The organism is Austwickia sp. TVS 96-490-7B (assembly GCF_019331795.1).
Lineage (GTDB): Bacteria > Actinomycetota > Actinomycetes > Actinomycetales > Dermatophilaceae > Austwickia.
The window spans coordinates 139,840-161,787 of record NZ_JAHPZL010000003.1 but is presented as its reverse complement, the minus strand read 5'-3'; the positions used below and the strand labels follow the sequence as shown (position 1 = coordinate 161,787).

Genomic DNA, 21,948 nt, shown 5'->3' with positions numbered 1-21,948 from the left:
ATGATGTCGTGCCCCCGCCGTCTGTGTCATTGCTGGTCCGAGCGTCGGCATTGATCAGCGTTATCGGATCCGTCGTCACGATCGGGGCGTCCGCTCGTGACGGTCATCAATGAAGGAGACCTCTCGTGGCTAGGGACACCGTGGTGGCTCGTATCGGGAAGGCACATGGACTGCGCGGCGAGGTGACGGTGCGCCTCCACACTGATCATCCTGAAGAGCGGTTTCGTCCTGGGGCGGTTTTCACCTGGGACGGCGCAGATGCCCCAGCCGCTCCGGCCGGTCTGGATCAATTGACCGTGGCGTCTGCCCGAGTACACAACGGGATTTGGTTGTTGTCCTTTGAGGGTTGCGCTGACCGGAGCGCCGCGGAGGCGCTGCGTGGCGGCCGACTCCGTTTTGCCGTCGAGGAGGACAACACTGACGGTTGGTATGAGGCTGAACTGGTGGGACTCCAGGTCAAGGATGTCTCCGGCGAGGTGATCGGGGAAGTCATGGGATTAGATATGGGCGCTGCACAGGACCGCCTTGATGTGCGTCTTACTGATGGTCGTCGAGGTTTGGTTCCCTTCGTGGAGGCCCTCGTTCCGGTGGTGGATGTGCCAGCTGGTCACGTGGTGATTGATGCCCCCGAAGGGTTGTTCGACCTGGGATTGGGGCGGTGACCTTTCCCGTGCGAATTGACGTCTTCTCGATCTTTCCGGACTATCTCGCTCCGCTGGAATTGTCCCTCATCGGGAAGGCTCGACGAGAGGGGCTTCTGGAGGTGCATAGCCATGACCTCCGGCGGTTCACGCATGATCGGCATCACACCGTCGATGACACGCCGTACGGGGGTGGCGCTGGCATGGTGATGACTCCGCAGCCCTGGGGCGAAGCCCTTGACGAGCTGGTGGGTTCTGCTGGCGGGCAGCTGCCCACGTTGATTGTTCCCGGGCCTGGTGGCGAGCCCTTCACGCAGACAACGGCGTACGAACTGGCGGGTGTGCCGTGGTTGGCCTTTGCCTGTGGGCGGTACGAGGGCATTGACGAGCGGGTGTACGACGAAGCCCGGAGCCAGTTAGGTCCGGAGCGGGTCAGGATTCTCTCTCTGGGTGATTACGTCCTCAACGGTGGGGAGGTGGCAGTCCTGGCGATGATCGAAGCGATCGCTCGATTGTTGCCCGGAGTGATCGGCAACGAGGAATCTCTGACTGAGGAGTCCCATACTGGTGGGTTGCTCGAGTACCCGGTGTACACCAAACCTGCCACCTGGCGAGGTCATCAGGTGCCTCAGGTGTTGCTATCCGGGGATCATCAGCGCATCGCTGCGTGGCGTCATGACCAGCGTCTAGCCCGTACCGCAACCCGTCGACCTGATCTGTTGCCGTCGTCAGCCACCCTTGCTGGAGGTGGTAAACAGCCGCTGCAGATCGTGCCTGCCACTCCTGCCGATGCCGCCGAACTGTTCGTCTTGACCCGCGCCTGCTGGCTCGATGAAGGACGGACCGCTGGCACCTTTGATATTCCTCCGTTAACTGAGGATATGGATGCGATGAAGGCGACCGTGGCGCCTGGATCCCCCTGGCATACCTGGGTGGTGCGCGATCCTCAGTCGGGGCGTCTGGTGGGTTCAGTCCGGGGTCGGTCGTGGCGAGGCGCACCTGACCTGTCAGAGCCCCTGGAGGAGAACGTCGGATCTGACCGTGGGCGATTCTGGGAAATCGGCCGATTGATGGTGGCGCCAGATCTGCACGGCCGTGGGCTGGGCCAGGAATTGCTCGCCCATGTGGTGCGCAGCGCACCCACGCAGGCCACCACCGCGTGGTTGGTCACCGGAGCGAACAGTTCTCGCAATCTGCGGTTTTACCGTAAGGCGGGATTTCGGCGGAGCCGGGTGGCATCGCCGTACCCAGGCACGGTCGCGTTGGAACGGGCCCTCTCGGAGGATGACCTCTAACTCGTGGGAGTTCCGCACGAGACCAGACCTCGATTTCAGGACCGGTGCGTGCTCTGGCACAATAAGTGGTCGCGTCTCATGCCTTGTAGCAAGGCCCCCACCACGGGGGGATGTGCAGCCATCGCTCAGGTGATGGCGCATGCGGCCCAGTGACGCAGATGGTGACGTCAACACTTCCGAGACACAGGTTGCCTGATCTCGGAGCCGAACAGACGCCTGACCCGTGGCAGTGCGAGAAAGCGAATGCGACATGCACAAGCTCGACGCCGTCGATGCCGCTAGCCTGCGGACTGACATCCCCGCCTTCCGCGCGGGTGACACCGTGAAGGTTCACGTACGGGTCGTGGAAGGCACCCGTTCTCGTGTTCAGATTTTCCAGGGCGTCGTGATCCGTCGCCATGGCAAGGGCGTGGGTGAGACCTACACCGTCCGTAAGGTCAGCTTCGGCGTCGGAGTGGAGCGGACCTTCCCGGTGCACACCCCGGTCGTCGAAAAGATCGAGGTCGTCACCCGCGGTGACGTGCGTCGCGCCAAGCTGTACTACCTGCGAGGCCTGCGCGGCAAGGCTGCCAAGATCCGCGAGAAGCGCGACAACACCGGGCGCTGAGCAACGATCTGACGACAGCCCAGGGCGCTACGGCGTTCTCAGGCAGAAACGGGACCAGTGCCCTGAACGAGCAACAGAACACCACGGCCACCACGGTCACGGCGGAGGCGCGCCACTCATCATCACGGCGCTCTTCATCGTGGCCCGTGGTGGCCGTGACTTTTGCAGTGGTCCTGGTGGTGCGAGCCTTCCTCTTGGGTCTCTATGGCATCCCGTCTGGGTCCATGGAAGGCACGCTGATCCCAGGGGATCGAGTCGTGGTGGCTAAGTGGCGCGCTGGCGACGTGCATCGGGGCGATGTAGTGGTGTTTGACGGAGGGACCACCTGGGGGCCCGTGCCTGGTGTCTCCACCGGCTTGGTCGAGGCGCTGTTTGGCAAGCTCGATGGACATGATCCAGCGAATGTCTATGTCAAACGGGTGATCGGCGTCGGAGGAGACCGGGTCAGCTGTGACGGTAAAGGCAGCGTCATGGTCAATGGCAGCCCGTTGAACGAGCCATATCTCTATCCAGGGGATGCCGCCAGCACCCAAGCGTTCGACGTTGTGGTGCCCCCTGGTCGGCTCTGGCTGATGGGAGATCATCGTTCCCATTCGGGTGACTCCAGATTCCATATGGGCTCTCCTGGCGGGGGTACTGTCAGCGAGTCCGACGTGATTGGTCCCGTAGTCTTCCGCTATTGGCCGTTCTCACGGGCCGGAAATCCTGGCGGCGGCTGACACAGCGATCTCGGCGGGCAGCGGCGAGGAGACGTCGGGGACGTTGGCGTGGACACAGCAGGGCGCGTGATCGCCGTCACGCGTCAGGAGAGCGATGTCAGGACAACGATGAACGACAGCAACGGCGCGGGCCAACCGTCACCGCACCGGCCGAACGCTGCCGAGAAGGCCCCCCGAGGGGCCGGCGTCGGCAGCTCCGGATCCGGACCGACAGGTGCTCTGGACGACTCCCCAGATCACCCGCACAGGACGGCGGCTTCCTCTCCAGAGGCCCCGACCCCGACCGCTGGACAACGACTCTGGCACGCCGTCCGGGAGACGGCCCTGGTGATCGTTCTTGCCCTGGTTTTGTCCTCAGTGGTCAAGACTTTTCTGGTGCAGCCGTTCTGGATCCCTTCAGACTCGATGAATGACACCCTCATCCGTGACGATCGGGTCATCGTCAGCAAACTGACCCCCGGACCGTTCTCGCTCTCCCGTGGCGATGTGGTGGTTTTTGAAGATCCGGGACGCTGGCTCATCGACCTGCCAACGGTTCCTCGTCAGGATGGGGTGGGGCAGAAGGTGAAGGATGCTCTTGCCTGGGTGGGGGTCTTGCCGAGCCAGGAAGATAACCATCTGATCAAACGGGTGATCGGACTACCTGGTGACCACGTGAAGTGCTGTTCGAAGTCCGGGAAGTTAGAGGTCAACGGGGTGGAAATCACCGAACCATATGTTTTCCCCGGAGATAAGGCGAGCACCATCGATTTCGACATTCGCGTCCCGGAAGGCAAAGTCTGGGTGATGGGGGATCACCGTTCCAATTCCAGGGACAGCCGGTACAACGACACCGACCCCGATGGTCCGCCTGGGACGCCGGGCTTGCCCGAACAAGGCCAGGCTTCGAGTGGAGCTAGCGGCTCTCGGGATCACACGGGGTATTACGGCAGTGTGCCGATCGACAAGGTTGTGGGAAAGGCGATGGCCGTTGTCTGGCCGGTGGGCCGATTCAGCGGCCTGGATGCGCCGGAATCTGTGTTTGCCAATGTTCCGCCTCCGAAGGTGCAAGCCATGGGAGAGAGTCGCCCAGGACCGGTTGCTGCCGGGACGCCATGACGGCCGGGCAGCAACCGGCGACGCCCCCGAGGAGGGGCGCCAGCAGATCGAGTCATCCGCCAACCTTGCGGCAAGAACGCGCGTTGCACCGCGCGGGTCATCGGGTAGTCGCGGGAATGGACGAGGTCGGGCGAGGGGCCCTCGCCGGTCCGGTCACTGTCGGAGTGGTCTGTGTGACCCAGGAGGTGGGGAGCGCTCCGCCGGGAGTCCGAGATTCGAAGTTGTTAACCCCCGCTCGTCGTACAGCGCTGGTGGAGCCGATCCATGCGTGGGCCTCGTCGTGGGGGGTCGGACATGCTTCAGCTGCTGAAATTGACGAATGGGGCATTATCGCGGCGTTGCGCGCGGCAGGTCGTCGAGCCTTACAGGCCTGCCACCTTGAGGCGGACGTGGTGATCCTGGATGGCAAGCACGATTGGCTCACCAATCCAGCCGAAGTCGGGCTGTTGGCGTTGCTGGACGAGCAGCCTGCCGCCCCGACTGTCCACACTCAGATCAAGGCGGATCTGTCGTGCGCTTCGGTAGCGGCAGCGAGCGTCTTGGCCAAGGTAGAGCGAGACGCGGTGATGGTGGAGCGTGCCGACGCCCATCCGGCGTACCACTGGGACATCAACAAGGGTTATGCTTCGCCCGCTCACCTGGCGGCGTTGCGCGAGTTCGGACCAAGCACAGAGCATCGACAGTCCTGGAATCTCACCGGAGGACGGGGTACGCCGCACGGGTCAGGACGGTCGACCGTTGAGCCCGTGGTCTTGGCAACGTCGACGATGGTCCATGATGGTCCGGTGGAGGTGAGGCCCGATGGGCGCTGAGGACCTGGAGAAGTACGAGACCGAGATGGAGCTGCAGCTCTATCGGGAGTATCGCGATGTAGTCGGCTTGTTCAGTCATGTAGTGGAGACCGAACGGCGGTTTTACCTGTGTAACTCGGTCGATGTGAAGGTTCGTAGCGACGGCGGCGAGGTGTATTTCGACGTCACAATGAGCGATGCGTGGGTGTGGGATGTCTACCGACCGGCGCGGTTTGTCAAGAATGTGCGCGTGGTGACCTTCAAAGATGTCAATATCGAAGAACTTGCCAAATCTGATCTTCAGGTTCCGGGCAACGAGGGTTTTGGCCGCTGACTCGGTCCTGATCACGGCCTGACTGGGCTCAGGGGGTTATCCACAACCTGTGTCATTGATGGGCTGATGGACTGTTGTCCACAGCCGCCACCTCGGGAGTGCGGGTGGAGCGGGCATGCTGCCCGGCATGACGAGGTTGAAGAGTTCGGATCTCCTGGCATCGGGGTCTGGCAGGGTTGATGTCGGGTCGGTGGGTCCGCATCCGGACAAACGCAAGGTGGCACTGGGGGCGTACGGCGAACGTGTGGCTGCGCGACATCTGCAGGCACAGGGCATGGTGATCGTGGATCGCAACTGGCGATGCGCTGACGGGGAGATCGACCTGGTCGCTCACGACGGGTCCTGTCTGGTGGTCTGTGAGGTCAAAACTCGTCGGACGACGACGTATGGGTCACCGGTCGAAGCCATTACCTGGCGTAAAGCGGCTCGGTTGCGGCGACTAGCAGGATGGTGGGTGCAGGCCCATCCGCTGGAGGCTAGAGCGACCAGTGAGATCCGGGTGGATGTGGTTGGGGTGGTTTTGCCTTATGCCGGGGCGCCAGTCGTGGAGCATCTTCGCGGGGCACTGGCATGACCTTGGGGCGTACCGGTGCGGTGGTATTGACCGGCATGGACGGGGCAGTAGTCGAGGCCGAAGCAGATGTGGCGACGGGTTTGCCGACATTTTTGATCGTGGGGCTCCCGGACGCCGCGTGCCGTCAGGCTGCCGATCGGATTCGGTCCGCTGCAGCGCATTCCGGGGTCAATCTCCCGACTCGCAAGATCGTGGTGAATCTGTCGCCGGCATCCTTGCCGAAGTCAGGGTCGGGGTTGGACTTGGCCATCGCGGTGGCGGCGTTGGCGGCAGCGCGTAGCCTTCCTCCGGCCCAGGTGGCTGGCGTCGTGCATCTGGGAGAGTTGGGGCTGGATGGGACAGTGCGACCGGTTCGGGGCGTCTTGCCGTTGGTGTTAGCCGCAGCCCGGGCTGGAGTACGGCGGGTGGTAGTTCCGGCGGCAAATATGCAGGAAGCGTCGCTCGTGCCTGATGTTGAGGTTTTGCCGGCCTGGTCGTTGGGCCAAGTAGTGGCAGGCCATCGGGCTGATGCCATAGCCGCCAGCGGACAGTGTCAGTCCACGCTAGAGGGTCCCTCACCCTGGGAAATACCCGACGCCCTGCCTGATCTGCCTCGCCATGGTGCAGCTGCGGTAGCGGCGCCTCCTGTGCCACCGGATCTGGCAGATGTCGCCGGGCAAGAAGAGGCACGGCTGGCGTTGGAAATCGCGGCTGCGGGTGGTCACCACCTGTTTCTGGTGGGTCCGCCAGGTGCTGGCAAGACCATGCTTGCTGAACGGTTGCCGTCGCTCTTGCCGCCGTTAACGCGGGCTGACGCTTTGGAGGTGACCTCCATTCATTCGGTGTTGGGGACCTTGCCTTCGGGGATCCTGGTGGACCGGGCCCCGTTTGTCGCCCCGCATCATGGGGCCTCAATGGCCGCGATTGTGGGTGGGGGCAGCGGCGCGGTGCGTCCGGGATTAATTTCGCAGGCGCACCGAGGGGTGTTGTTCCTGGACGAGGCGCCGGAGTTTCGTCCGCAGGTGTTGCAGGCCTTGCGCCAGCCGGTGGAGTCAGGACGAGTGGTGGTGGCTCGGGCCCGAGAGTCGGTGTGTTTCCCTGCCCAATTCCAACTGGTGTTGGCGGCTAACCCTTGCCCGTGTGGCAAGGGACACGGCAAGGGGAGGGACTGCACCTGCCATCCGCGAGCTCGTCGAGATTACTTGGGGCGTCTGGTCGGTCCGTTGCTGGACCGGGTGGATCTGCAGTTGCAGGTTCCCGCGGTGACCTTAGCGGGGCTGAGTAGCGGGCCAGGGGAGTCCAGCGCGGTGGTCGCTGCACGGGTTGCTCAGGCCCGTGAGGTTCAACGTGTGCGGTACGCCGGGACGCCATGGCAGGTGAACGCACACGTCCCAGGATCAGCGCTCCGTCGAGGGCCTGATGCGACGCCATCGTCGGCACGCGTGGACCTGGATCGAGCGTTGGACCGTGGGGTGCTGACCTTACGAGGGTATGACCGGGTGTTACGGCTGGCGCAAACGGTACGGGACCTTGCTGGTGGTGGGGTGCCGCGCCGTGACGATGTAGGGACGGCGTTGACTCTGCGAGCGCACGGGGCGGTGGCGATATGACCCGGGGGAGCGAAGCGGTTCTCCCGGGGCTGGATAGCGCTCTTCCCGCCTGGCCGTCGTCCTGGGGTGCATGTCCTCAAGATGACCGTACGGCGCGAGCGTTGTGGTCGCGGATCGCCGAACCGGGTGACCCACGGGCCGGTGCTCTGATCGCAGCGTACGGTGCGGTAGGGGCGCTGGCTCAGGTGCCGGGCATTCCGGAGGGGATGCCAGGTGGACGTTTCGCTGGCCGGCTGGTCAAGGCAGACCTCAGTGCCGACCTTGACCGGGCGGCGCGGGTTGGTGCGCGAGTGGTGGTACCTGGGGATCAGGAGTGGCCGGTGGGGGTGGATGATCTGGCACATCCACCCATCGCGTTGTGGGTGCGAGGACCGTTGTCCTTGGCTGAGGCCTGCGAGCGCAGCGTGGCGATTGTGGGAGCGCGGGCGTGTACGCCGTACGGCCAGCATGTCGCTGCGGATGTGGCGGCTGGGCTGGGGAGGCGAGGTTTCACTGTGGTCAGTGGAGCGGCGTTTGGGATTGATGTTGCTGCGCATCGGGGAGCGTTGGCAGTGGGAGCTCCGACGGTGGCGGTGTTGGCCGGTGGAGTGGACCGGGCGTATCCGGTGGCGCACACGGCGTTGCTGGAGGAGATCGCTCGAGTGGGGGCGGTGGTCAGTGAGGTCCCTCCTGGGGCGGCGCCGATGCGGCAACGGTTTTTGTTGCGTAACCGGTTGATTGCGGCGTGCACGACGGGAACGTTGGTGGTGGAGGCCGGACTGCGTTCAGGATCTCGACATACTGCTGGGGTTGCTGCTGATCTGCATCGGGTGGTGATGGCGGTGCCGGGGCCGGTGTCTTCGTCTCAGTCGGCTGGCTGTCACGAGATGATCCGGCAGGGGATGGCGGTCTTGGTCACTGATGCAGATGAGGTGGCGGAGGAGGCGGGTTCTTTCGGGGTGGATCTGGCACCGGTGCGTCGTGGCCCTCGCACAGTCGAGGACGACTTGGATCCGGTGGCGGCTCGGGTGCGTGATGCGCTGCCGGTGCGGGTTGGGGGGTCGGTGGAGTCGATCGCGGCGGTCGCTGGGGTGGATCAGGCACAGGCGCGGTCGGCGTTGGGTCGGTTGGACCTGGCTGGTCTGGCTGAACGTGATGGGTGGGGGTGGCGTCGACGGGTTGGGTGAGGAGTACGGGTGGGGTCAGTGTGAATTCGTGGTGGATCACGGCGTGCCACACTTGCCCTCTGGGATCTCATCGGAGAGCGTTATCCCGTGCAGCACGAGGGGTGGTCTCGGGAGGTCGAGGAGTTTGCTAGGTATGTGCGGTTGGTCCAGGGAGCATCCGAGCACACGATCCGCGCGTATGTCGGTGACCTGGTCTCGTTAGCGACGTACGTACAGGATCATGGGTCGGGTGGGCCGGACGAACTGTCGGTGACTGACCTGCGCGCCTGGCTGGCGGACCTGTCAGCTCGAGGGGCGTCCCGAGGGACGTTGGCCCGGCGTACTGCGGCGGTGCGGGCGTTTTATGACTGGTGTCGTCGCACCGGTCGCGTTGAGGTTGATCCGGCGGCGAGGTTGGTTTCGCCTCGTCGGCACCGCACGTTGCCGTCGGTGTTGAAGGTCGAGCAGGCGGCGCAGATGATGTCGGTCGCTGACCAGAACTGTGCCGAGGACGATCCGATCAGGTTGCGTGACCGGGCGATGGTGGAGTTGCTCTATGCCTCCGGAGTTCGTGTCGGTGAACTGGTCGGGCTGGACGTGGACGACGTAGATCTGGCGGAACGGATCGCACGGGTGCGGGGTAAGGGAGACAAACAACGGGTTGTCCCGTTTGGTCTCCCGGCACGTCAGGCGGTGCGGGCGTGGGTGGATCGGGGCCGTCCACGACTCGTCGGGGTGCGTTCCGGGGCAGCCTTGTTCGTGGGGAGGCGTGGGGGGCGTGTTGACCAGCGGGAGGTACGTCGGGTGGTGCGTGACCTGGTGACCTGTGTCCCAGGAGCGCCCACGATCAGCCCGCATGGGTTGAGGCACAGCGCAGCTACTCATGTGCTGGAGGGGGGCGCTGACCTGCGGGCGGTGCAAGAGCTGTTGGGGCACAGCAGCTTAGGGACGACCCAGATCTACACGCATGTCTCTGCGGAACGACTCAGGAGCGCCTATGAGCAAGCACATCCCCGCGCCTGATCGGCCAGTGATGTCTGGGCCGCGCGTCGAAGATCACCGTGGTCAGCCGACGTCGGGGGCGGCGCGGCCGAGCTGGAATCGGGCAGCCCGGACGTTGGCCGTGGTGTCGGCGACCTTGGTGGCGGTGACATTGGTCATGCCCCGGTTGATTGACGACGGCGGAACTGCGGAGGCCAACACCACCACCACGGTGCATCAAGCCGCAGAGGATCACCCGGGAGCGGATCGTGTCGGGGTGGCACCGTCGCCAGGCGGCCAGGTGATGTCCCGGGGGACTGATCACCCAGAGGTCCCGGAGAAAGGGACTGGGAAGACAAAGATCCTCTCAGTGCCAGGACAAGACAGTTCGCATGGGGGAAAAACGTACCGGTACACCGTGGAAGCGGAGGAAGAGGCCGGGGTCGACGAGCAGGAATTCACCCGGATCGTGCGGGAGGTCCTCACTGATCGACGTGGCTGGGAGACCCAGGACGATGTGCATTTCGTCAATGTCTCTCCGGAGCATGCGGAGGACGGGGAACACATCGATTTCCGGATCACGCTGGCCAGTCCGCAGACCGTGGACCAGATGTGTGCGCCGATGACAACGGAGGGTCAGGTCAGCTGCCGGAACGGGGATCGAGTGGCGTTGAATACGCGCCGGTGGACCGAAGGAGTCCAGTTTTATCCTGATGATGTAGCCCATTACCGCATCTACATGATCAACCACGAGGTCGGTCACGCCATCGGTCATGGTCACCAGACCTGTCCAGGGGCGGGACAGCAGGCACCGGTGATGCTGCAGCAGACCCTGGGTTTGCAGGGCTGCCAGGCCTATCCCTGGGCGGTGCCAGGGCAACCGATGTGAGTGCGGCGCCTACTCAGGTGGGGGCCATCACCGTAACGGAAGCAAGACCGGGACGACCGCGAAGAACGGGAGCGGGTCAAGGTAGTCCTCGCCCTGTCGCACTCCCAGGTGTAGGCAACTGCGCGGCGGGCAGTGAGAATCCTCGCCGGTGAGCGTTCCAATCGGGTCGCCACGGGAGACCCGTGTGCCCACGCTGAGGGTGCTGTCCACCGGTTCATACGTCGACCGGAGCCCGCCGTCGTGGTCGATGGACAGCACCAGTCGACCAGCGACGGAGCCAGCGAAGGCCACCGTGCCATCGGCGGGTGCCCGGACCTGGGCGCCGAGAGTACCCACCAAGTCCAGTCCGCGATGCCCGGGAAGCCATCGTTGCGCGGGCGGGTCGAAGCGGCGAGCCACTGCGGGACGAGGAGATAACGGCCAAGCCCAGCGGCCGGTCTTCGGCGCCATAGCCGCTGGCTGCGGCGCTCGTTGGGTGGAGGCAGCAGTCGGCATCGGCGGTGCCGGTGCCGACGTGACGGCCGGGTCGAGGGATGGCGCTGCACCGCTATACCGTGCGGTCGTCGCTGATGCGTCAACGGCAATCACTGCCAGGGAGAGCATCAGCCCGGTCACGCTGAGTATGCGGACGGTGCGATGGCGCCGAGCGAGTCCGATCATCGGTCCAGGATTGTCCCCTAGGACCAGTCATCGCGGTCAGAATCTCGGCCCTGTGGACAGCAGGGCAGGCCGTCACCTGTTGTGGATCGCCCTAGGTTTCGACCAGCTCCACCGGGCATGTCTTCATCTCAACGACGCAAGGCCGACAGCCGGCGTACCGCCTCAACGAGGACCTCTTCCCGTTTGCAGTAGGCAAACCGGATCAAGCCGGGAGCGGTAGTCGGATCGTCGCAGAACGCCGACACTGGGATCGCCACCACTCCGCAGCGCTCGGGAAGCTCCCGGCAGAACCGGTCGGCGTCAACGCCGCCGATGTCAGTCGCGTCAGCAAGGAGGAAATACGTGCCTTGGCCACCGAGCACGGTCATGCCCGCAGCGTCGAGGCCTTCAGCGAGGAGATCGCGTCGACGCCGCAAACTGTCAGCGAACTCTTCGAAGACGGAGTCTTCCTGGGCTAGCCCAGCAGCGATAGCAGGTTGGAAAGGTGCTCCACCGGAAAACGTGACGTACTGCTTGACCGTGGCGACAGCAGCGATCACCTCAGGTGCTCCGCTGAGCCATCCCACCTTCCATCCCGTCACGGAGAAGGTTTTCCCCGCAGAGGAAATCGTCAGGATCCGCGAGCGGAGCGCCGCCAGCGCGGGATCGGCAGCGACGACGGCAGCCAGACAATGATGACGGGCGCCGTCATAAACCAGGTGTTCGTAAACTTCGTCGACCAGGATGTAGCAGTCGTGGTCTAAGGCGATCTTGGCGATACCTGCCAGCTCAGCTTGGCTGAACACCTTCCCGGTGGGGTTGTGTGGGGTGTTGAGCACGATCGCCCGGGTGCGTGGTCCCACTGCGGCTCGTAACGCCTCAAGGTCCACGGTCAGGTCAGGCAGCGTCAGCGCCACCCCTACCCGCTGGGCGCCCGCCAGGGCGATTGCGGCAGCGTAGGCGTCGTAATACGGCTCAATGACGACAACTTCGTCGTGAGGCTCGCACAAAGCCAGAAGCGAACAGGTCATCGCCTCAGTGGCGCCAGCGGTGACCATGATTTCCTGGTCAGGGTCACAGTCCAGGCCATAAAAACGGTGCTGGTGGGCAGCTACCGCTTCTCGCAGCACCTGGGAGCCGCGCAACGGCGGGTACTGGTTGATTCCGTCCTCGATCGCGGTCATCGCACGCCGCAAGACCGGTGCGGGGCCGTCTTCGTCTGGGAAACCTTGCCCCAGGTTGATGGCTCCGGTCTGGGCGGCCAGAGCGCTCATCACGGCGAACACCGTCGTGTCGAAATCCTGCATACGGCGTACCAAGGGCCTGTTCATGGGGGCCAACTGTAGCGAGGAGATGTCTCTCTCCTGTTCAACGGCCAGGGTATGGATGGAAGCCAGGGGGTGGATTTCCTGCAGCGTATGGCCCCGCCGTACCATGGACGCACCGCCTCGTGCAGACGAGGCGGAATTCGCGCGCCCATATTTCCGGCGTCGATGTGGATCGGTCCGCCGGTGCGGAACATTCACGGAGACCTGGGGGCTTACCGCCGCAGTCCGATTCGCCCCGATCTAGACGGGTGGTTCGGTGGTGGTGGGTCGTGGGCGCCAGGCATGATCCCGCATCCTGCGGGGCATGGATAACTGGAACTCATGAGAGGTGGACCTCGGCATGGCCGTCGTCACAATGCGCCAGCTCCTGGAGAGCGGTGTCCACTTCGGACACCAGACCCGTCGTTGGAACCCGAAGATGAAGCGCTTCATCATGACGGAGCGCAACGGCATCTACATCATTGACCTGCAGCAGTCTCTGACCTACATCAACGACGCCTACGAGTTCGTCAAGGCGACCGTGGCTCACGGCGGCACGATCCTGTTCGTCGGGACCAAGAAGCAGGCCCAGGAGCCCATCGCCGAGCAGGCAACCCGGGTCGGGATGCCTTATGTCAACCAGCGCTGGCTTGGTGGCATGCTCACCAACTTCAACACCGTCTCCAAGCGCCTCTCGCGCCTGAAGGAACTTGAGGAGATCGACTTCGATGATGTGGCTGGCAGCGGCCGCACCAAGAAGGAACTCCTCGTTCTGCGTCGTGAGAAGGAGAAGCTCGAGAAGACCCTCGGTGGTATTCGTGACATGCAGAAGGTGCCTTCTGCGGTCTGGATCGTCGACACCAAGAAGGAGCACCTGGCCGTCACTGAGGCGCGCAAGCTCAAGCTCCCCGTGATCGCCATCCTCGACACCAACTGCGACCCCGACGAGGTCGACTACAAGATCCCCGGCAACGATGACGCGATCCGTTCGGTCACCCTGCTGACCCGGGTCGTTGCTGACGCCGTCGCCGACGGTTTGATGGCCCGCAGCCAGGGCGCGACCGGTGAGGGTGCCGCCACCGAAGCTGAGCCGATGGCGGAGTGGGAGCGCGAGCTGCTCGCTGGCGACGCTGCCCCTGCCGACGCTGCTCCTGCTGAAGAGACTGGTGACGCCGCTGCCGAAGCCGCTCCCGCCGACGAAGCCGCTGCCGAGGCCCCCCAGGAAGACGCCGAGGCTCAGGCCTGAGCGGTCCTGCTGCATCCTGCTCATCGATCAGATATCGAACAGATAGGGATATCGCATGGCGAATTACACCGCCGCTGACATCAAGGCGCTGCGCGAAGCCACCGGCGCCGGGATGATGGACGTCAAGAAGGCGCTGGAGGAGGCTGGCGGCGACACCGCCAAGGCCACCGAGATCCTGCGCGTCAAGGGACTCAAGGGTGTGACCAAGCGTGAAGGCCGTTCGGCCAGCAACGGTTTGGTCACCGCGCATGTTGCTGACGGCGTCGGCACCATGGTCGAGGTCAACTGCGAGACCGACTTCGTGGCCAAGGGTGAGAAGTTCATTGCTTTGGCTCAGCAGGTGCTCGACCAGGCCGTTGCTACCGGTGCCGCCTCCGTGGACGACCTGCTGGCCAGTGAGCTCGACGGCAAGTCGGTCAAGGAGATGCTCGACGAGGCCAACGCCACCATCGGCGAGAAGATCGAGGTGCGCCACATGGCTCGCATCGAAGGCCCCAAGGTTGCCTCCTACCTGCACAAGACCAGCCCCGACCTGCCTGCGCAGATCGGTGTGCTCTTCGCGTTCGACGGTGACGAGGCCGTGGCCAAGGACGTGGCGATGCACATCGCCGCTTTCTCCCCGTCCGTCTTCACCCGGGAAGAGATCCCCGCGGAGACCGTCGAGAACGAACGGCGTATCGCTGAGGCCACTGCCAAGGAAGAGGGCAAGCCGGAAGCAGCACTGCCGCGCATCGTCGAAGGCCGGGTCAACGGATTCTTCGCCGAGAACGTTCTGCTCGAGCAGAAGTTCGCCAAGGACCAGAAGAAGACGGTCAAGCAGGTCCTCGCCGAGGCCAGCACTGAAGGCAAGGGCTTCGCCCGACTGCGCGTCGGCCAGGCCTGAATCTGACGTCGGGGCTGACCATCCCCGACCCGGACACGACGGAGCCCGCCACCTCACCAAAGGTGGCGGGCTCCGTCGTTGCTATGAGTCATGCTGGGCGTAACACCGCGACCAAGAATCCAGACTGGTCCTGGGCAGGTCGCAGATCCCAGGTCGACAGGGATAGCTCCTCCACCAGGCCTGCTGTCGCCAGGTCCGAGCGAAATTCAGCAAACGAATAACCCCGACCTGCGCCAAAACCCACCGCAGCTCGACCGTGCGGAGCCAGATGTGCCCGGAATCGTCGTAACACCTCGACCCTGCTGCTGGGGGCGAGGAAGGTCATCACGTTCCCAGCACACACGATCGCATCGAAACCGCCGTCGATCCCCTGATCAGGCAAGTCAAGAGCGGCCAAGTCACCGACCAGCCATCGCGGCCCAGGATGATCCTGCTGAGCGGCATCGATCAGCACCGGGTCAACATCGACGCCGACGACCTCATGACCCAACTCATGCAATCGACCTCCCACTCGGCCAGGGCCGCACCCAGCATCAAGAATCCGGGCCCCACGGGGCATCATCGCGTCGATGAAACGGGCCTCCCCGTCGAGGTCGTTGCCCTGACGGGACATCTCACGGAATCGCTCGACGTACCACGTTGAATGCTGTGGGTTGTCGGCGACGATCTTCTCCCACTGACTGGGCTCGCGGGTCACGTATCCTCCTGAAGAACTGGTGCAGACCTCCACCGTAAATCCCCCGGAAGCCTCGTCAGGACACCCCGCAACAGCCCACCGGGGCGTGATGACTCGGATGAACGGTGTCCGCTCGGTCGCGTCGCTTGGCGCAGTGCCCTGCGGTTATGGGAGGATCGAGCGACCGCGTTGGCCCCACGAGGGAGGCATGCTGAGATGACGACATCCAGTTCGGAGAGCGACCCTGACCGTCCCTATCGCAGGGTCCTGCTCAAGCTTTCCGGGGAGGCTTTCGGCGGAGGACAACTGGGCGTTGACCCCGACATCGTCAAGAGCATCGCCAAGCAGATTGCCGACGCAGCACGGACCGGTGTTGAAGTAGCGATCGTGGTCGGCGGTGGCAACTTCTTCCGCGGCGCTGAACTTCAGCAACGCGGAATGGATCGTGCTCGGGCGGACTACATCGGGATGCTGGGCACGGTCATGAACTGCCTAGCGCTGCAAGATTTCCTGGAGAAACAGGGCATCGATACTCGCGTTCAGACCGCCATCACCATGGGGCAGGTCGCTGAACCATACATCCCTCGTCGGGCGATGCGTCACCTGGAGAAGGGGCGGATTGTGATCTTTGGAGCTGGCGCTGGGATGCCGTATTTTTCCACCGACACGGTCTCTGCCCAGCGCGCGCTCGAATGTCACTGCGATGCCGTACTGATGAGCAAAAACGGGGTTGACGGTGTATATGACTCCGATCCGCGCATTAATCCGGAGGCCCGACGGCTGTCGTCAGTGTCTTATGCCGAGGCCCTGGCCAACGGCCTGAAGGTCGTGGACGCTGCGGCGTTCAGTTTGTGCATGGAAAACAAACTCCCGATGGTGGTCTTCGGCATGCAGGGCGAACAGACCATCAGACGTGCCGTGTCCGGGGAGGGCATTGGCACCAGGGTGTACGCCGACTGAGGACCTCGAAGGCGAGCTGAGTGAGCTCGCCACGCAGGTCGTCCTCCCGGGGCCCACCCGGTCCCTATGTCGCTCCGGTCGCTCCGGAGTCTGACACGATGAGCCCATATCCGCGTGAGACGCGGCCGCCGGTGTCCCCGGTGTGATGAACGACAGGAGCAGCCGATGCTGGACGAGATCATGTTCGAGGCCGAGGAAAAGATGGAGAAGGCCATCGAGGTCGCGAAGGAGGATTTCGCCGGGATTCGGACCGGCCGCGCCAGCGCGGGGATGTTCACCAAGCTCCTGGTCGACTACTACGGCGCCCCTACCCCGATGCAGCAGCTGGCGAGCTTCCAGACCCCCGAAGCCCGCACCATGCTGATCACCCCGTTCGATAAGAGCTCAATGCAGGCGGTTGAGAAAGCCATTCGGGACTCTGAACTGGGGGTGAACCCCAGCAACGACGGCCAATCCATCCGGTGTGTCTTCCCTGAACTCACTCAGGAACGTCGTAAGGAGTACATCAAGATGGCGCACCGGAAGGGGGAGGACGCCAAGATCTCGATCCGTAACGTCCGGCGGCATGCGAAGGACAGGATCGACAAGCTGGTCAAGGAAGGCGAGATCGGCGAAGATGAGGGGTCGCGCGCTGAGAAAGATCTCGAGGCCATGACCAAGAAGCACACTGAGCTGGTCGACACCTTGCTCAAGGGTAAAGAAGCCGAACTGCTCGAAGTCTGAGCGTTCGCACGTCGATGGTGCGTGTCCCTGTGGGGGCCGCGACGGTGGCCCCCACCACGACAGATGAGTCAGCAGCAATGAGCGAACCCACGCCGGTGGTGTCCACCGGTCCCACCCCGGCAGCGGGGCGCAACCTTCCTGCCGCGATCGGTGTCGGAGTTTTCCTGGGCGCCTTAATCGTGGCCAGTCTGCTGGTGGTGCCGTGGGGGTGGGTGCTGCTGAGCACGGTGTTCCTCATGGTCGGCGTGGATGAGTTACGACGTGGCTTTGCGGCAGGACAGGTGAACGTTCCTTTCGTTCCCTGCCTCGTGGCCACCGCCGTCATGGGTCCTGCTGCGTATATCGGCGGGGCGGGCGCGCTTTTGCTGACGATGCCCGCCACGATCCTGCTGTTAGTGATGTGGCGAGCGGCGCACGGTTTGGACGGAGCTGCCCGAGATGTCAGCGCGGGAGCGTTCGTGGTGGGCTATGCACCGTTCCAAGCAGCCTTCACTGCTTTGATGGTCGCTCAACCGGACGGGGTACGTCGGATTGTGGTGTTTGTGCTGATCAGCATCGCCAGTGATATCGGGGGATATGCCGTGGGCGTGGTGGCGGGACGGCACCCGATGGCACCGACGGTCAGTCCGAAGAAATCCTGGGAGGGTTTCCTCGGATCGATGGTGGCCTGCGTGGGTGTCGGTACGGTGTCAGTGCCGTTGGCATTTGGAGCCCCATGGTGGGCTGGGGCTGCGATGGGATTCGTGGTGGTGTGGCTGGCCACACTGGGTGACTTGGTCGAATCGATGATCAAACGGGACTTGGGGATCAAGGATTTGGGCCGGATCTTGCCAGGGCATGGCGGCATCATGGACCGTATCGACAGCTTGCTAGTGGTGGCTCCAGCCGCGTGGTGGATGATGAGTGTCATCGCTGCCTAGCCGGGGATGATCTTCCGTATCAAGCTCACCGGTCAATCGTCTTCGATGTAGGCGGTGACCTCGGCAGGGACATGGATGTGAATGCCGTCTTCCACTTGGACGGTCAGGGGGGTCCATTGGTCCAGTCGTGGGTTGCGTGCCCAGTAGACCTCCGGGCTGACGGCGTCGTCTCGGGCGTCGTACCCATGTCGGGTGAAGGTGGCCATCGGCCCCAGGGACATGACAGATTCGAGCCCAGCGATCTCTCGGAAAGCCACATGATGGCGATCTGGCACGGCGACGAATAAGCCCCGGGACAGCTCAAGTTCGGGGGCGACGGCGTGGATCAGGGTGGGCAAGATGAGCGCGACGCTGGAGAAGCAGTAGTCCTCACCGCGGACGACAGTGAAGCTCAGTCCATCTTCGGGGCTGACATGGTGAACGCTGAGATCTTCATCCAGGAGGCGGTGAAGATGCTTTCGCCCCAAGGTGATCTGAGCGGGGATAGGTCCGAGCCGGGCCAGGTCGGCTGCGGTGGGAGTGATCACCACGTGGGGTAAGTCAATGGTGAGGACTTCGACAAGCCCCGGGGCGATCGCTCGGAGGTGGGGGAGCCCTTCGACGCGGGTGAGGCTGTCGAGGTCGACAAGCCGCAGCCGCAGCGCTGCCCGCAGTGCTGCGGGGTCCAGGTCGCGCAGGGGATGGGCCGTGGCCAGGGGGGCCACCAAGGTGTTGACTTCCTGCTCTGGCGGGTCTTCCCGCCGGGCGGCGGTGTCCTCGGTGGCAGGTGGTACGGCGGGTTTGGGGCGCGACGGGCTATCCCACGGCGTCGGTCGTGGTTTTCTGGTGGTGGCGCGGAAGGCGCGGTCGAAGAACTCACGCCATCCCATCAGGTCCCCTTTCTGCGGGTCAGGCCAGAATAGGCCGGACGGGCCGGTCACTGAGAGACTGAAGGCATCATGAATGCTTCCCAGAACCCTGAGAACGTGGTCGGCCCTGTGTCTTCTCCCATCGGCAATGCGGTGCCGGATGGGCAGGGCCTTGCCGGAGCTGCTCAGTCGACGGCGCGGCCGGTGACCTTGGTGCGTCGCCGTCCAGGGCCGGGGCAGATCACGATGTCGGAGCCCGGCAACCCGATGCCGCCGACCCATCTGGCTGACATGGATCTCGCTGGTCGGGTGGCAGCAGTGAAAGCGTTGGGTCACCAGGGATTCCGGGCGAAGCAGTTGTCGACGCATTATTTCGGTCATTGGGTGACTGACCCTGCCGAAATGACAGATCTGCCTCAGTCGGGCCGGGCGGAGTTCGTTGCGGCGATGCTGCCGTCATTGATGACGCCGGTGCGGTCGTTGTCGGCTGACGGTGGCGCGACGCGCAAGCTGGTCTGGCGACTGCATGACGGGGCGTTGGTGGAGTCGGTGCTGATGAGGTATCCGGGGCGGGTCACGATGTGCATCTCCAGTCAGGCGGGATGCGGAATGAACTGTCCGTTCTGCGCTACTGGTCAGGAGGGGTTCACTCGCAACTTATCCACCGCTGAGATCGTCGAGCAGGTGGTGGCTGGAGCGAGAATGTTGCGGGCCGGTGAGTTGGGTGGCGCCGACGAAAACGCAGGGGATACCGCGTCCGCTCTGCGAGTCAGCAATGTGGTGTTCATGGGGATGGGGGAAGCCCTGGTGAATTACCGTCGCGCGGTGGCGGCGATTCGTCGATTGGTCGATCCGGTGCCTGAGGGTTTGGGGATGTCGGCGCGGGGGATCACCATGTCGACGGTGGGCTTGGTCCCGGGGATCGATCGCCTGGCGCAGGAGGGGATTCCGGTGACCTTAGCCTTGTCACTGCATGCCCCAGACGACGAACTGCGGGACGAGTTGGTCCCGATCAACAACCGGTACAAGGTCGACGAGGCGTTGGATGCGGCGCGCCGGTATTTCGATGCCACCGGTCGCCGGGTCTCGATCGAGTATGCGTTGATCCGCGGGGTCAATGACCAGTCATGGCGGGCAGATCTGCTGGGGCGCAAGTTGACCGAGCGCGGAGAAGGCTGGGTGCATGTCAACCCGATCCCGCTGAATCCCACCCCAGGGTCGAAGTGGACGGCGTCACGTCCGGGGGTTGAGCAACAGTTCGTCGAGCGAGTGCGGGCTCACGGGGTGCCGACGACGGTGCGAGACACTCGGGGAAGTGAGATCGACGGTGCCTGTGGACAGTTGGCTGCCAGCACGGCGTAAGAGTCCGGGTTCCATGGGACCCGGACGCGCCGGCGATCAGCTCTGAACGGACCATCAGGCAGTGCATGCGAAGTCGTGTCCGTCCTGTGTCGAATTCGTAACCGTTTGAGACCTCTCGGTTTGTCAGACTAGATCGATGTTGGGGGCTGAACGCTCACCCCTGATCTCTCACCATCGGAGTTGACGTCCGTCGTACGGCGGCGTGGGTCATCGCGACTCAAGAATCTCCGATGGGGATCGGATCGGGTGCTGGCGAGCTGATGCCCCTGTGATGACTGCCGCAACGGAGCGGCGATGGACCACGGTGTCTCCGTCGACTGTAGGGGGTCGACGATGCGGCGCCGTGAGACGCCGAGCACGAAGGGTTCGGCGTACACAGGGGAGCGCCGGCGCGGGATTGTAGGGGTCCCGCGCCGGCGCATCTGTGTGTCGCGGGCTGAGCTGTGGCGATGCGCTCGCGGCGAGGGGATGCTGGGGTGGGGGCCTTGAGCGAAGGACGTCTGTGAGAAAGCTTGTCAGGGTGGGACTCTCACCCCAGTAGATAGACAGACTGTCTAGCTCGCCGTACGATCTGAGCTATGGGCGCACCCAGGACTTCCCAGATTGACCCCTGGCCCGCCGAATGGCTTCGAGGCGTCCTGGAAGTCTGTGTGTTGGCAGCGTTGGCCTCCGGACCTACCTATGGCTATGCGATCGCGGGGAGCTTGGAAGCTGCCGGTCTCGGTCAGATCAAGGGCGGCACCCTCTACCCCCTGCTCAACCGCTTGGAAAAAGCCGGCCTGGTCGACGCCCAATGGCGGACAGGGGAATCGGGCCCGGGACGCAAGTATTACCTCCTCAACGAGGCCGGCTACGCGATACTCACCCACCGGCGTGGCCAATGGCATGAATTCACCGACGTCACCAGGCGTCTCATCGGGGAAGGACAGCGATGATGATCGGTAGCACCGCATCCCTGCGGGAGAACTACCCCCATGTCGACCCGGAATGGATGGAAGCCCTCCTCCTGGCGCTACGCATGAAAGAGGTCCCCGGGAGCCGGATCGGCGACCATCTTGAGCAGGTCGAATCGCATTGCGCTGACTCCGGGCAGAATGCCGCGCAGGCCTTTGGCGACCCCCGGGAGTATGCCGCCCAGTTGTGCGTCGAGGATCACCCAGGCCCGCGACGTCAGATGAGACGTCGAGATGTGCTTGTCGCTATCGGCGCAGTCATGGGATTTCAGCTGGCTCTGTGGTCAGACAAGGCGCTGCTGGTCCACGGGGCTGTCCATGTGCGGGTGGCTCAGATTCTGATCGCCCTGGCCCTGGTGGCGCTGCTGTGCGCTGCGGTGTTCTCCATGGAGTGGATCCTCACTCACCTCCGCACGGCAGTAGCCATCATTGTCCTCTTCACTGCCGTACAGGTTGGGCTGCTGCTGTGGGGTGGGCCGCTGCTGGCAGCAGCGCCACCGATCCCTTTGGCGGCGCTGGGTTGGTCGTTGATGATCCTGTGTGCAGTGCGATGGACCCGGGACTTCGCTCGAGCTGACGATGTCATCGTCCGCCCTGGACGGGCACCGCGTCCCACAGAGCGCGTCTCAGCTCGCCTGGTCAGCATCATGGCTGCCTGGATGCTGCCCAGTTTTGCCATGACAGATCTGATCCTGACCTGGGCGTTAGGCCGCTGACCACACCGGTGGTCACCTCAACACCCTAGGGTTTCCCCGAGGTTCAGCCACT

General features: G+C 63.9%; 24 protein-coding genes. 20 read left to right on the top strand and 4 right to left on the bottom strand.

Annotated elements, in window-relative coordinates:
* Nucleotides 1–125 precede the first annotated feature (125 nt).
* The 12 genes from rimM (at nt 126) to KEM60_RS03315 (ending at nt 10,663) form a co-directional block, all read left to right on the top strand.
* Nucleotides 126–662 (top strand): ribosome maturation factor RimM, encoded by a 537-nt coding sequence (rimM, locus tag KEM60_RS03370; RefSeq protein ID WP_219106096.1) that lies wholly within the window; start codon nt 126–128, stop codon nt 660–662.
* A gap of 8 nt (nt 663–670) precedes the next feature.
* Entirely contained in the window at nt 671–1,936 is a 1,266-nt protein-coding gene (gene trmD / locus KEM60_RS03365) for a tRNA (guanosine(37)-N1)-methyltransferase TrmD (protein WP_219106557.1), read from the top strand.
* A 250-nt stretch (nt 1,937–2,186) separates the two neighbouring features.
* Complete coding sequence (gene rplS, locus KEM60_RS03360; RefSeq protein WP_219106095.1) at nt 2,187–2,543, top strand: 50S ribosomal protein L19; 357 nt, start codon at nt 2,187–2,189, stop codon at nt 2,541–2,543.
* Between the two features lie 149 nt (nt 2,544–2,692).
* Nucleotides 2,693–3,262 carry a signal peptidase I gene (lepB, locus tag KEM60_RS03355; protein ID WP_255574192.1) on the top strand — a complete coding sequence of 190 codons (570 nt, stop codon included), beginning with the start codon at nt 2,693–2,695 and terminating at the stop codon, nt 3,260–3,262.
* Between the two features lie 108 nt (nt 3,263–3,370).
* Nucleotides 3,371–4,360, top strand: coding sequence for a signal peptidase I (gene lepB / locus KEM60_RS03350; protein WP_219106094.1), 990 nt, complete (start codon nt 3,371–3,373; stop codon nt 4,358–4,360).
* The gene (locus KEM60_RS03345; RefSeq protein WP_219106093.1) at nt 4,357–5,172 is read left to right on the top strand and encodes a ribonuclease HII; all 816 of its coding nucleotides are present in this window, start codon (nt 4,357–4,359) and stop codon (nt 5,170–5,172) included. The genes lepB (KEM60_RS03350) and KEM60_RS03345 overlap by 4 nt, the downstream gene beginning before the upstream one ends.
* Entirely contained in the window at nt 5,162–5,485 is a 324-nt protein-coding gene (locus KEM60_RS03340; protein WP_219106092.1) for a DUF2469 domain-containing protein, read from the top strand. Before KEM60_RS03345 ends, KEM60_RS03340 begins: the two co-directional genes overlap by 11 nt.
* Before the next feature lie 127 nt (nt 5,486–5,612).
* Nucleotides 5,613–6,059 carry a YraN family protein gene (locus tag KEM60_RS03335; protein ID WP_219106091.1) on the top strand — a complete coding sequence of 149 codons (447 nt, stop codon included), beginning with the start codon at nt 5,613–5,615 and terminating at the stop codon, nt 6,057–6,059.
* Nucleotides 6,056–7,648: a YifB family Mg chelatase-like AAA ATPase gene (locus KEM60_RS03330; RefSeq protein WP_219106090.1), complete on the top strand. Its 1,593-nt coding sequence runs from the start codon at nt 6,056–6,058 to the stop codon at nt 7,646–7,648. The genes KEM60_RS03335 and KEM60_RS03330 overlap by 4 nt, the downstream gene beginning before the upstream one ends.
* On the top strand, nt 7,645–8,814 hold the full coding sequence (gene dprA, locus KEM60_RS03325; protein ID WP_219106089.1) for a DNA-processing protein DprA: 1,170 nt from the start codon (nt 7,645–7,647) through the stop codon (nt 8,812–8,814). Before KEM60_RS03330 ends, dprA begins: the two co-directional genes overlap by 4 nt.
* An 87-nt stretch (nt 8,815–8,901) precedes the next feature.
* A complete protein-coding gene (locus KEM60_RS03320) occupies nt 8,902–9,816 on the top strand; it encodes a tyrosine recombinase XerC (protein ID WP_255574191.1) in 915 nt (304 codons plus the stop codon).
* Complete coding sequence (locus KEM60_RS03315; RefSeq protein ID WP_255574190.1) at nt 9,791–10,663, top strand: DUF3152 domain-containing protein; 873 nt, start codon at nt 9,791–9,793, stop codon at nt 10,661–10,663. Before KEM60_RS03320 ends, KEM60_RS03315 begins: the two co-directional genes overlap by 26 nt.
* A 27-nt stretch (nt 10,664–10,690) precedes the next feature.
* Here KEM60_RS03315 and KEM60_RS03310 read toward each other — a convergent pair whose 3' ends face one another.
* The gene (locus KEM60_RS03310) at nt 10,691–11,323 is read right to left on the bottom strand and encodes a murein hydrolase activator EnvC (protein WP_219106088.1); all 633 of its coding nucleotides are present in this window, start codon (nt 11,321–11,323) and stop codon (nt 10,691–10,693) included.
* Between the two features lie 128 nt (nt 11,324–11,451).
* A complete protein-coding gene (locus KEM60_RS03305; RefSeq protein WP_219106087.1) occupies nt 11,452–12,633 on the bottom strand; it encodes an aminotransferase class I/II-fold pyridoxal phosphate-dependent enzyme in 1,182 nt (393 codons plus the stop codon).
* Between the two features lie 337 nt (nt 12,634–12,970).
* Here KEM60_RS03305 and rpsB point away from each other — a divergent pair, with 337 nt between their 5' ends.
* Together rpsB and tsf are read left to right on the top strand one after the other, a co-directional pair.
* Nucleotides 12,971–13,855 (top strand): 30S ribosomal protein S2, encoded by an 885-nt coding sequence (gene rpsB, locus KEM60_RS03300; RefSeq protein WP_219106086.1) that lies wholly within the window; start codon nt 12,971–12,973, stop codon nt 13,853–13,855.
* Between the two features lie 55 nt (nt 13,856–13,910).
* Nucleotides 13,911–14,738: a translation elongation factor Ts gene (gene tsf / locus KEM60_RS03295; protein ID WP_219106085.1), complete on the top strand. Its 828-nt coding sequence runs from the start codon at nt 13,911–13,913 to the stop codon at nt 14,736–14,738.
* 88 nt (nt 14,739–14,826) lie between these two features.
* On the opposite strand, the gene KEM60_RS03290 is transcribed toward tsf, so the two are convergent.
* A complete protein-coding gene (locus KEM60_RS03290; protein WP_255574189.1) occupies nt 14,827–15,435 on the bottom strand; it encodes a bifunctional 2-polyprenyl-6-hydroxyphenol methylase/3-demethylubiquinol 3-O-methyltransferase UbiG in 609 nt (202 codons plus the stop codon).
* 195 nt (nt 15,436–15,630) lie between these two features.
* Here KEM60_RS03290 and pyrH point away from each other — a divergent pair, with 195 nt between their 5' ends.
* The 3 genes from pyrH (at nt 15,631) to KEM60_RS03275 (ending at nt 18,017) form a co-directional block, all read left to right on the top strand.
* Nucleotides 15,631–16,374 carry a UMP kinase gene (gene pyrH, locus KEM60_RS03285; RefSeq protein ID WP_219106084.1) on the top strand — a complete coding sequence of 248 codons (744 nt, stop codon included), beginning with the start codon at nt 15,631–15,633 and terminating at the stop codon, nt 16,372–16,374.
* 165 nt (nt 16,375–16,539) lie between these two features.
* On the top strand, nt 16,540–17,097 hold the full coding sequence (gene frr, locus KEM60_RS03280; RefSeq protein ID WP_219106083.1) for a ribosome recycling factor: 558 nt from the start codon (nt 16,540–16,542) through the stop codon (nt 17,095–17,097).
* Between the two features lie 14 nt (nt 17,098–17,111).
* Nucleotides 17,112–18,017: a phosphatidate cytidylyltransferase gene (locus KEM60_RS03275; RefSeq protein ID WP_255574188.1), complete on the top strand. Its 906-nt coding sequence runs from the start codon at nt 17,112–17,114 to the stop codon at nt 18,015–18,017.
* Nucleotides 18,018–18,049: 32 nt separating this feature from the next.
* On the opposite strand, the gene KEM60_RS03270 is transcribed toward KEM60_RS03275, so the two are convergent.
* Complete coding sequence (locus KEM60_RS03270) at nt 18,050–18,937, bottom strand: hypothetical protein (RefSeq protein WP_219106082.1); 888 nt, start codon at nt 18,935–18,937, stop codon at nt 18,050–18,052.
* Nucleotides 18,938–19,111: 174 nt separating this feature from the next.
* On the opposite strand from KEM60_RS03270, the gene rlmN reads away from it, so the two are divergent.
* The 3 genes from rlmN to KEM60_RS03255 all read left to right on the top strand — a co-directional run bounded on the left by rlmN (nt 19,112) and on the right by KEM60_RS03255 (nt 21,896).
* Nucleotides 19,112–20,227: a 23S rRNA (adenine(2503)-C(2))-methyltransferase RlmN gene (gene rlmN, locus KEM60_RS03265; protein WP_219106551.1), complete on the top strand. Its 1,116-nt coding sequence runs from the start codon at nt 19,112–19,114 to the stop codon at nt 20,225–20,227.
* A gap of 578 nt (nt 20,228–20,805) precedes the next feature.
* Nucleotides 20,806–21,162, top strand: coding sequence for a PadR family transcriptional regulator (locus tag KEM60_RS03260; RefSeq protein ID WP_219106081.1), 357 nt, complete (start codon nt 20,806–20,808; stop codon nt 21,160–21,162).
* A complete protein-coding gene (locus KEM60_RS03255) occupies nt 21,159–21,896 on the top strand; it encodes a hypothetical protein (RefSeq protein WP_219106080.1) in 738 nt (245 codons plus the stop codon). Before KEM60_RS03260 ends, KEM60_RS03255 begins: the two co-directional genes overlap by 4 nt.
* The last annotated feature ends 52 nt before the right edge of the window (nt 21,897–21,948 follow it).

Coding starts and splice junctions, on each gene's coding strand:
- KEM60_RS03330 (WP_219106090.1), top strand. CDS start 6,056: ATGACCTTGGGGCGTACCGGTGCGGTGGTATTGACCGGCATGGACGGG.
- frr (WP_219106083.1), top strand. CDS start 16,540: ATGCTGGACGAGATCATGTTCGAGGCCGAGGAAAAGATGGAGAAGGCC.
- lepB (WP_219106094.1), top strand. CDS start 3,371: ATGAACGACAGCAACGGCGCGGGCCAACCGTCACCGCACCGGCCGAAC.
- tsf (WP_219106085.1), top strand. CDS start 13,911: ATGGCGAATTACACCGCCGCTGACATCAAGGCGCTGCGCGAAGCCACC.
- KEM60_RS03255 (WP_219106080.1), top strand. CDS start 21,159: ATGATGATCGGTAGCACCGCATCCCTGCGGGAGAACTACCCCCATGTC.
- KEM60_RS03310 (WP_219106088.1), bottom strand. CDS start 11,323: ATGATCGGACTCGCTCGGCGCCATCGCACCGTCCGCATACTCAGCGTG.
- KEM60_RS03335 (WP_219106091.1), top strand. CDS start 5,613: ATGACGAGGTTGAAGAGTTCGGATCTCCTGGCATCGGGGTCTGGCAGG.
- dprA (WP_219106089.1), top strand. CDS start 7,645: ATGACCCGGGGGAGCGAAGCGGTTCTCCCGGGGCTGGATAGCGCTCTT.
- KEM60_RS03275 (WP_255574188.1), top strand. CDS start 17,112: ATGGTGCGTGTCCCTGTGGGGGCCGCGACGGTGGCCCCCACCACGACA.
- rpsB (WP_219106086.1), top strand. CDS start 12,971: ATGGCCGTCGTCACAATGCGCCAGCTCCTGGAGAGCGGTGTCCACTTC.
- KEM60_RS03260 (WP_219106081.1), top strand. CDS start 20,806: ATGGGCGCACCCAGGACTTCCCAGATTGACCCCTGGCCCGCCGAATGG.
- pyrH (WP_219106084.1), top strand. CDS start 15,631: ATGACGACATCCAGTTCGGAGAGCGACCCTGACCGTCCCTATCGCAGG.
- KEM60_RS03345 (WP_219106093.1), top strand. CDS start 4,357: ATGACGGCCGGGCAGCAACCGGCGACGCCCCCGAGGAGGGGCGCCAGC.
- KEM60_RS03340 (WP_219106092.1), top strand. CDS start 5,162: ATGGGCGCTGAGGACCTGGAGAAGTACGAGACCGAGATGGAGCTGCAG.
- rlmN (WP_219106551.1), top strand. CDS start 19,112: ATGTCGGAGCCCGGCAACCCGATGCCGCCGACCCATCTGGCTGACATG.
- KEM60_RS03305 (WP_219106087.1), bottom strand. CDS start 12,633: ATGAACAGGCCCTTGGTACGCCGTATGCAGGATTTCGACACGACGGTG.
- rplS (WP_219106095.1), top strand. CDS start 2,187: ATGCACAAGCTCGACGCCGTCGATGCCGCTAGCCTGCGGACTGACATC.
- KEM60_RS03315 (WP_255574190.1), top strand. CDS start 9,791: ATGAGCAAGCACATCCCCGCGCCTGATCGGCCAGTGATGTCTGGGCCG.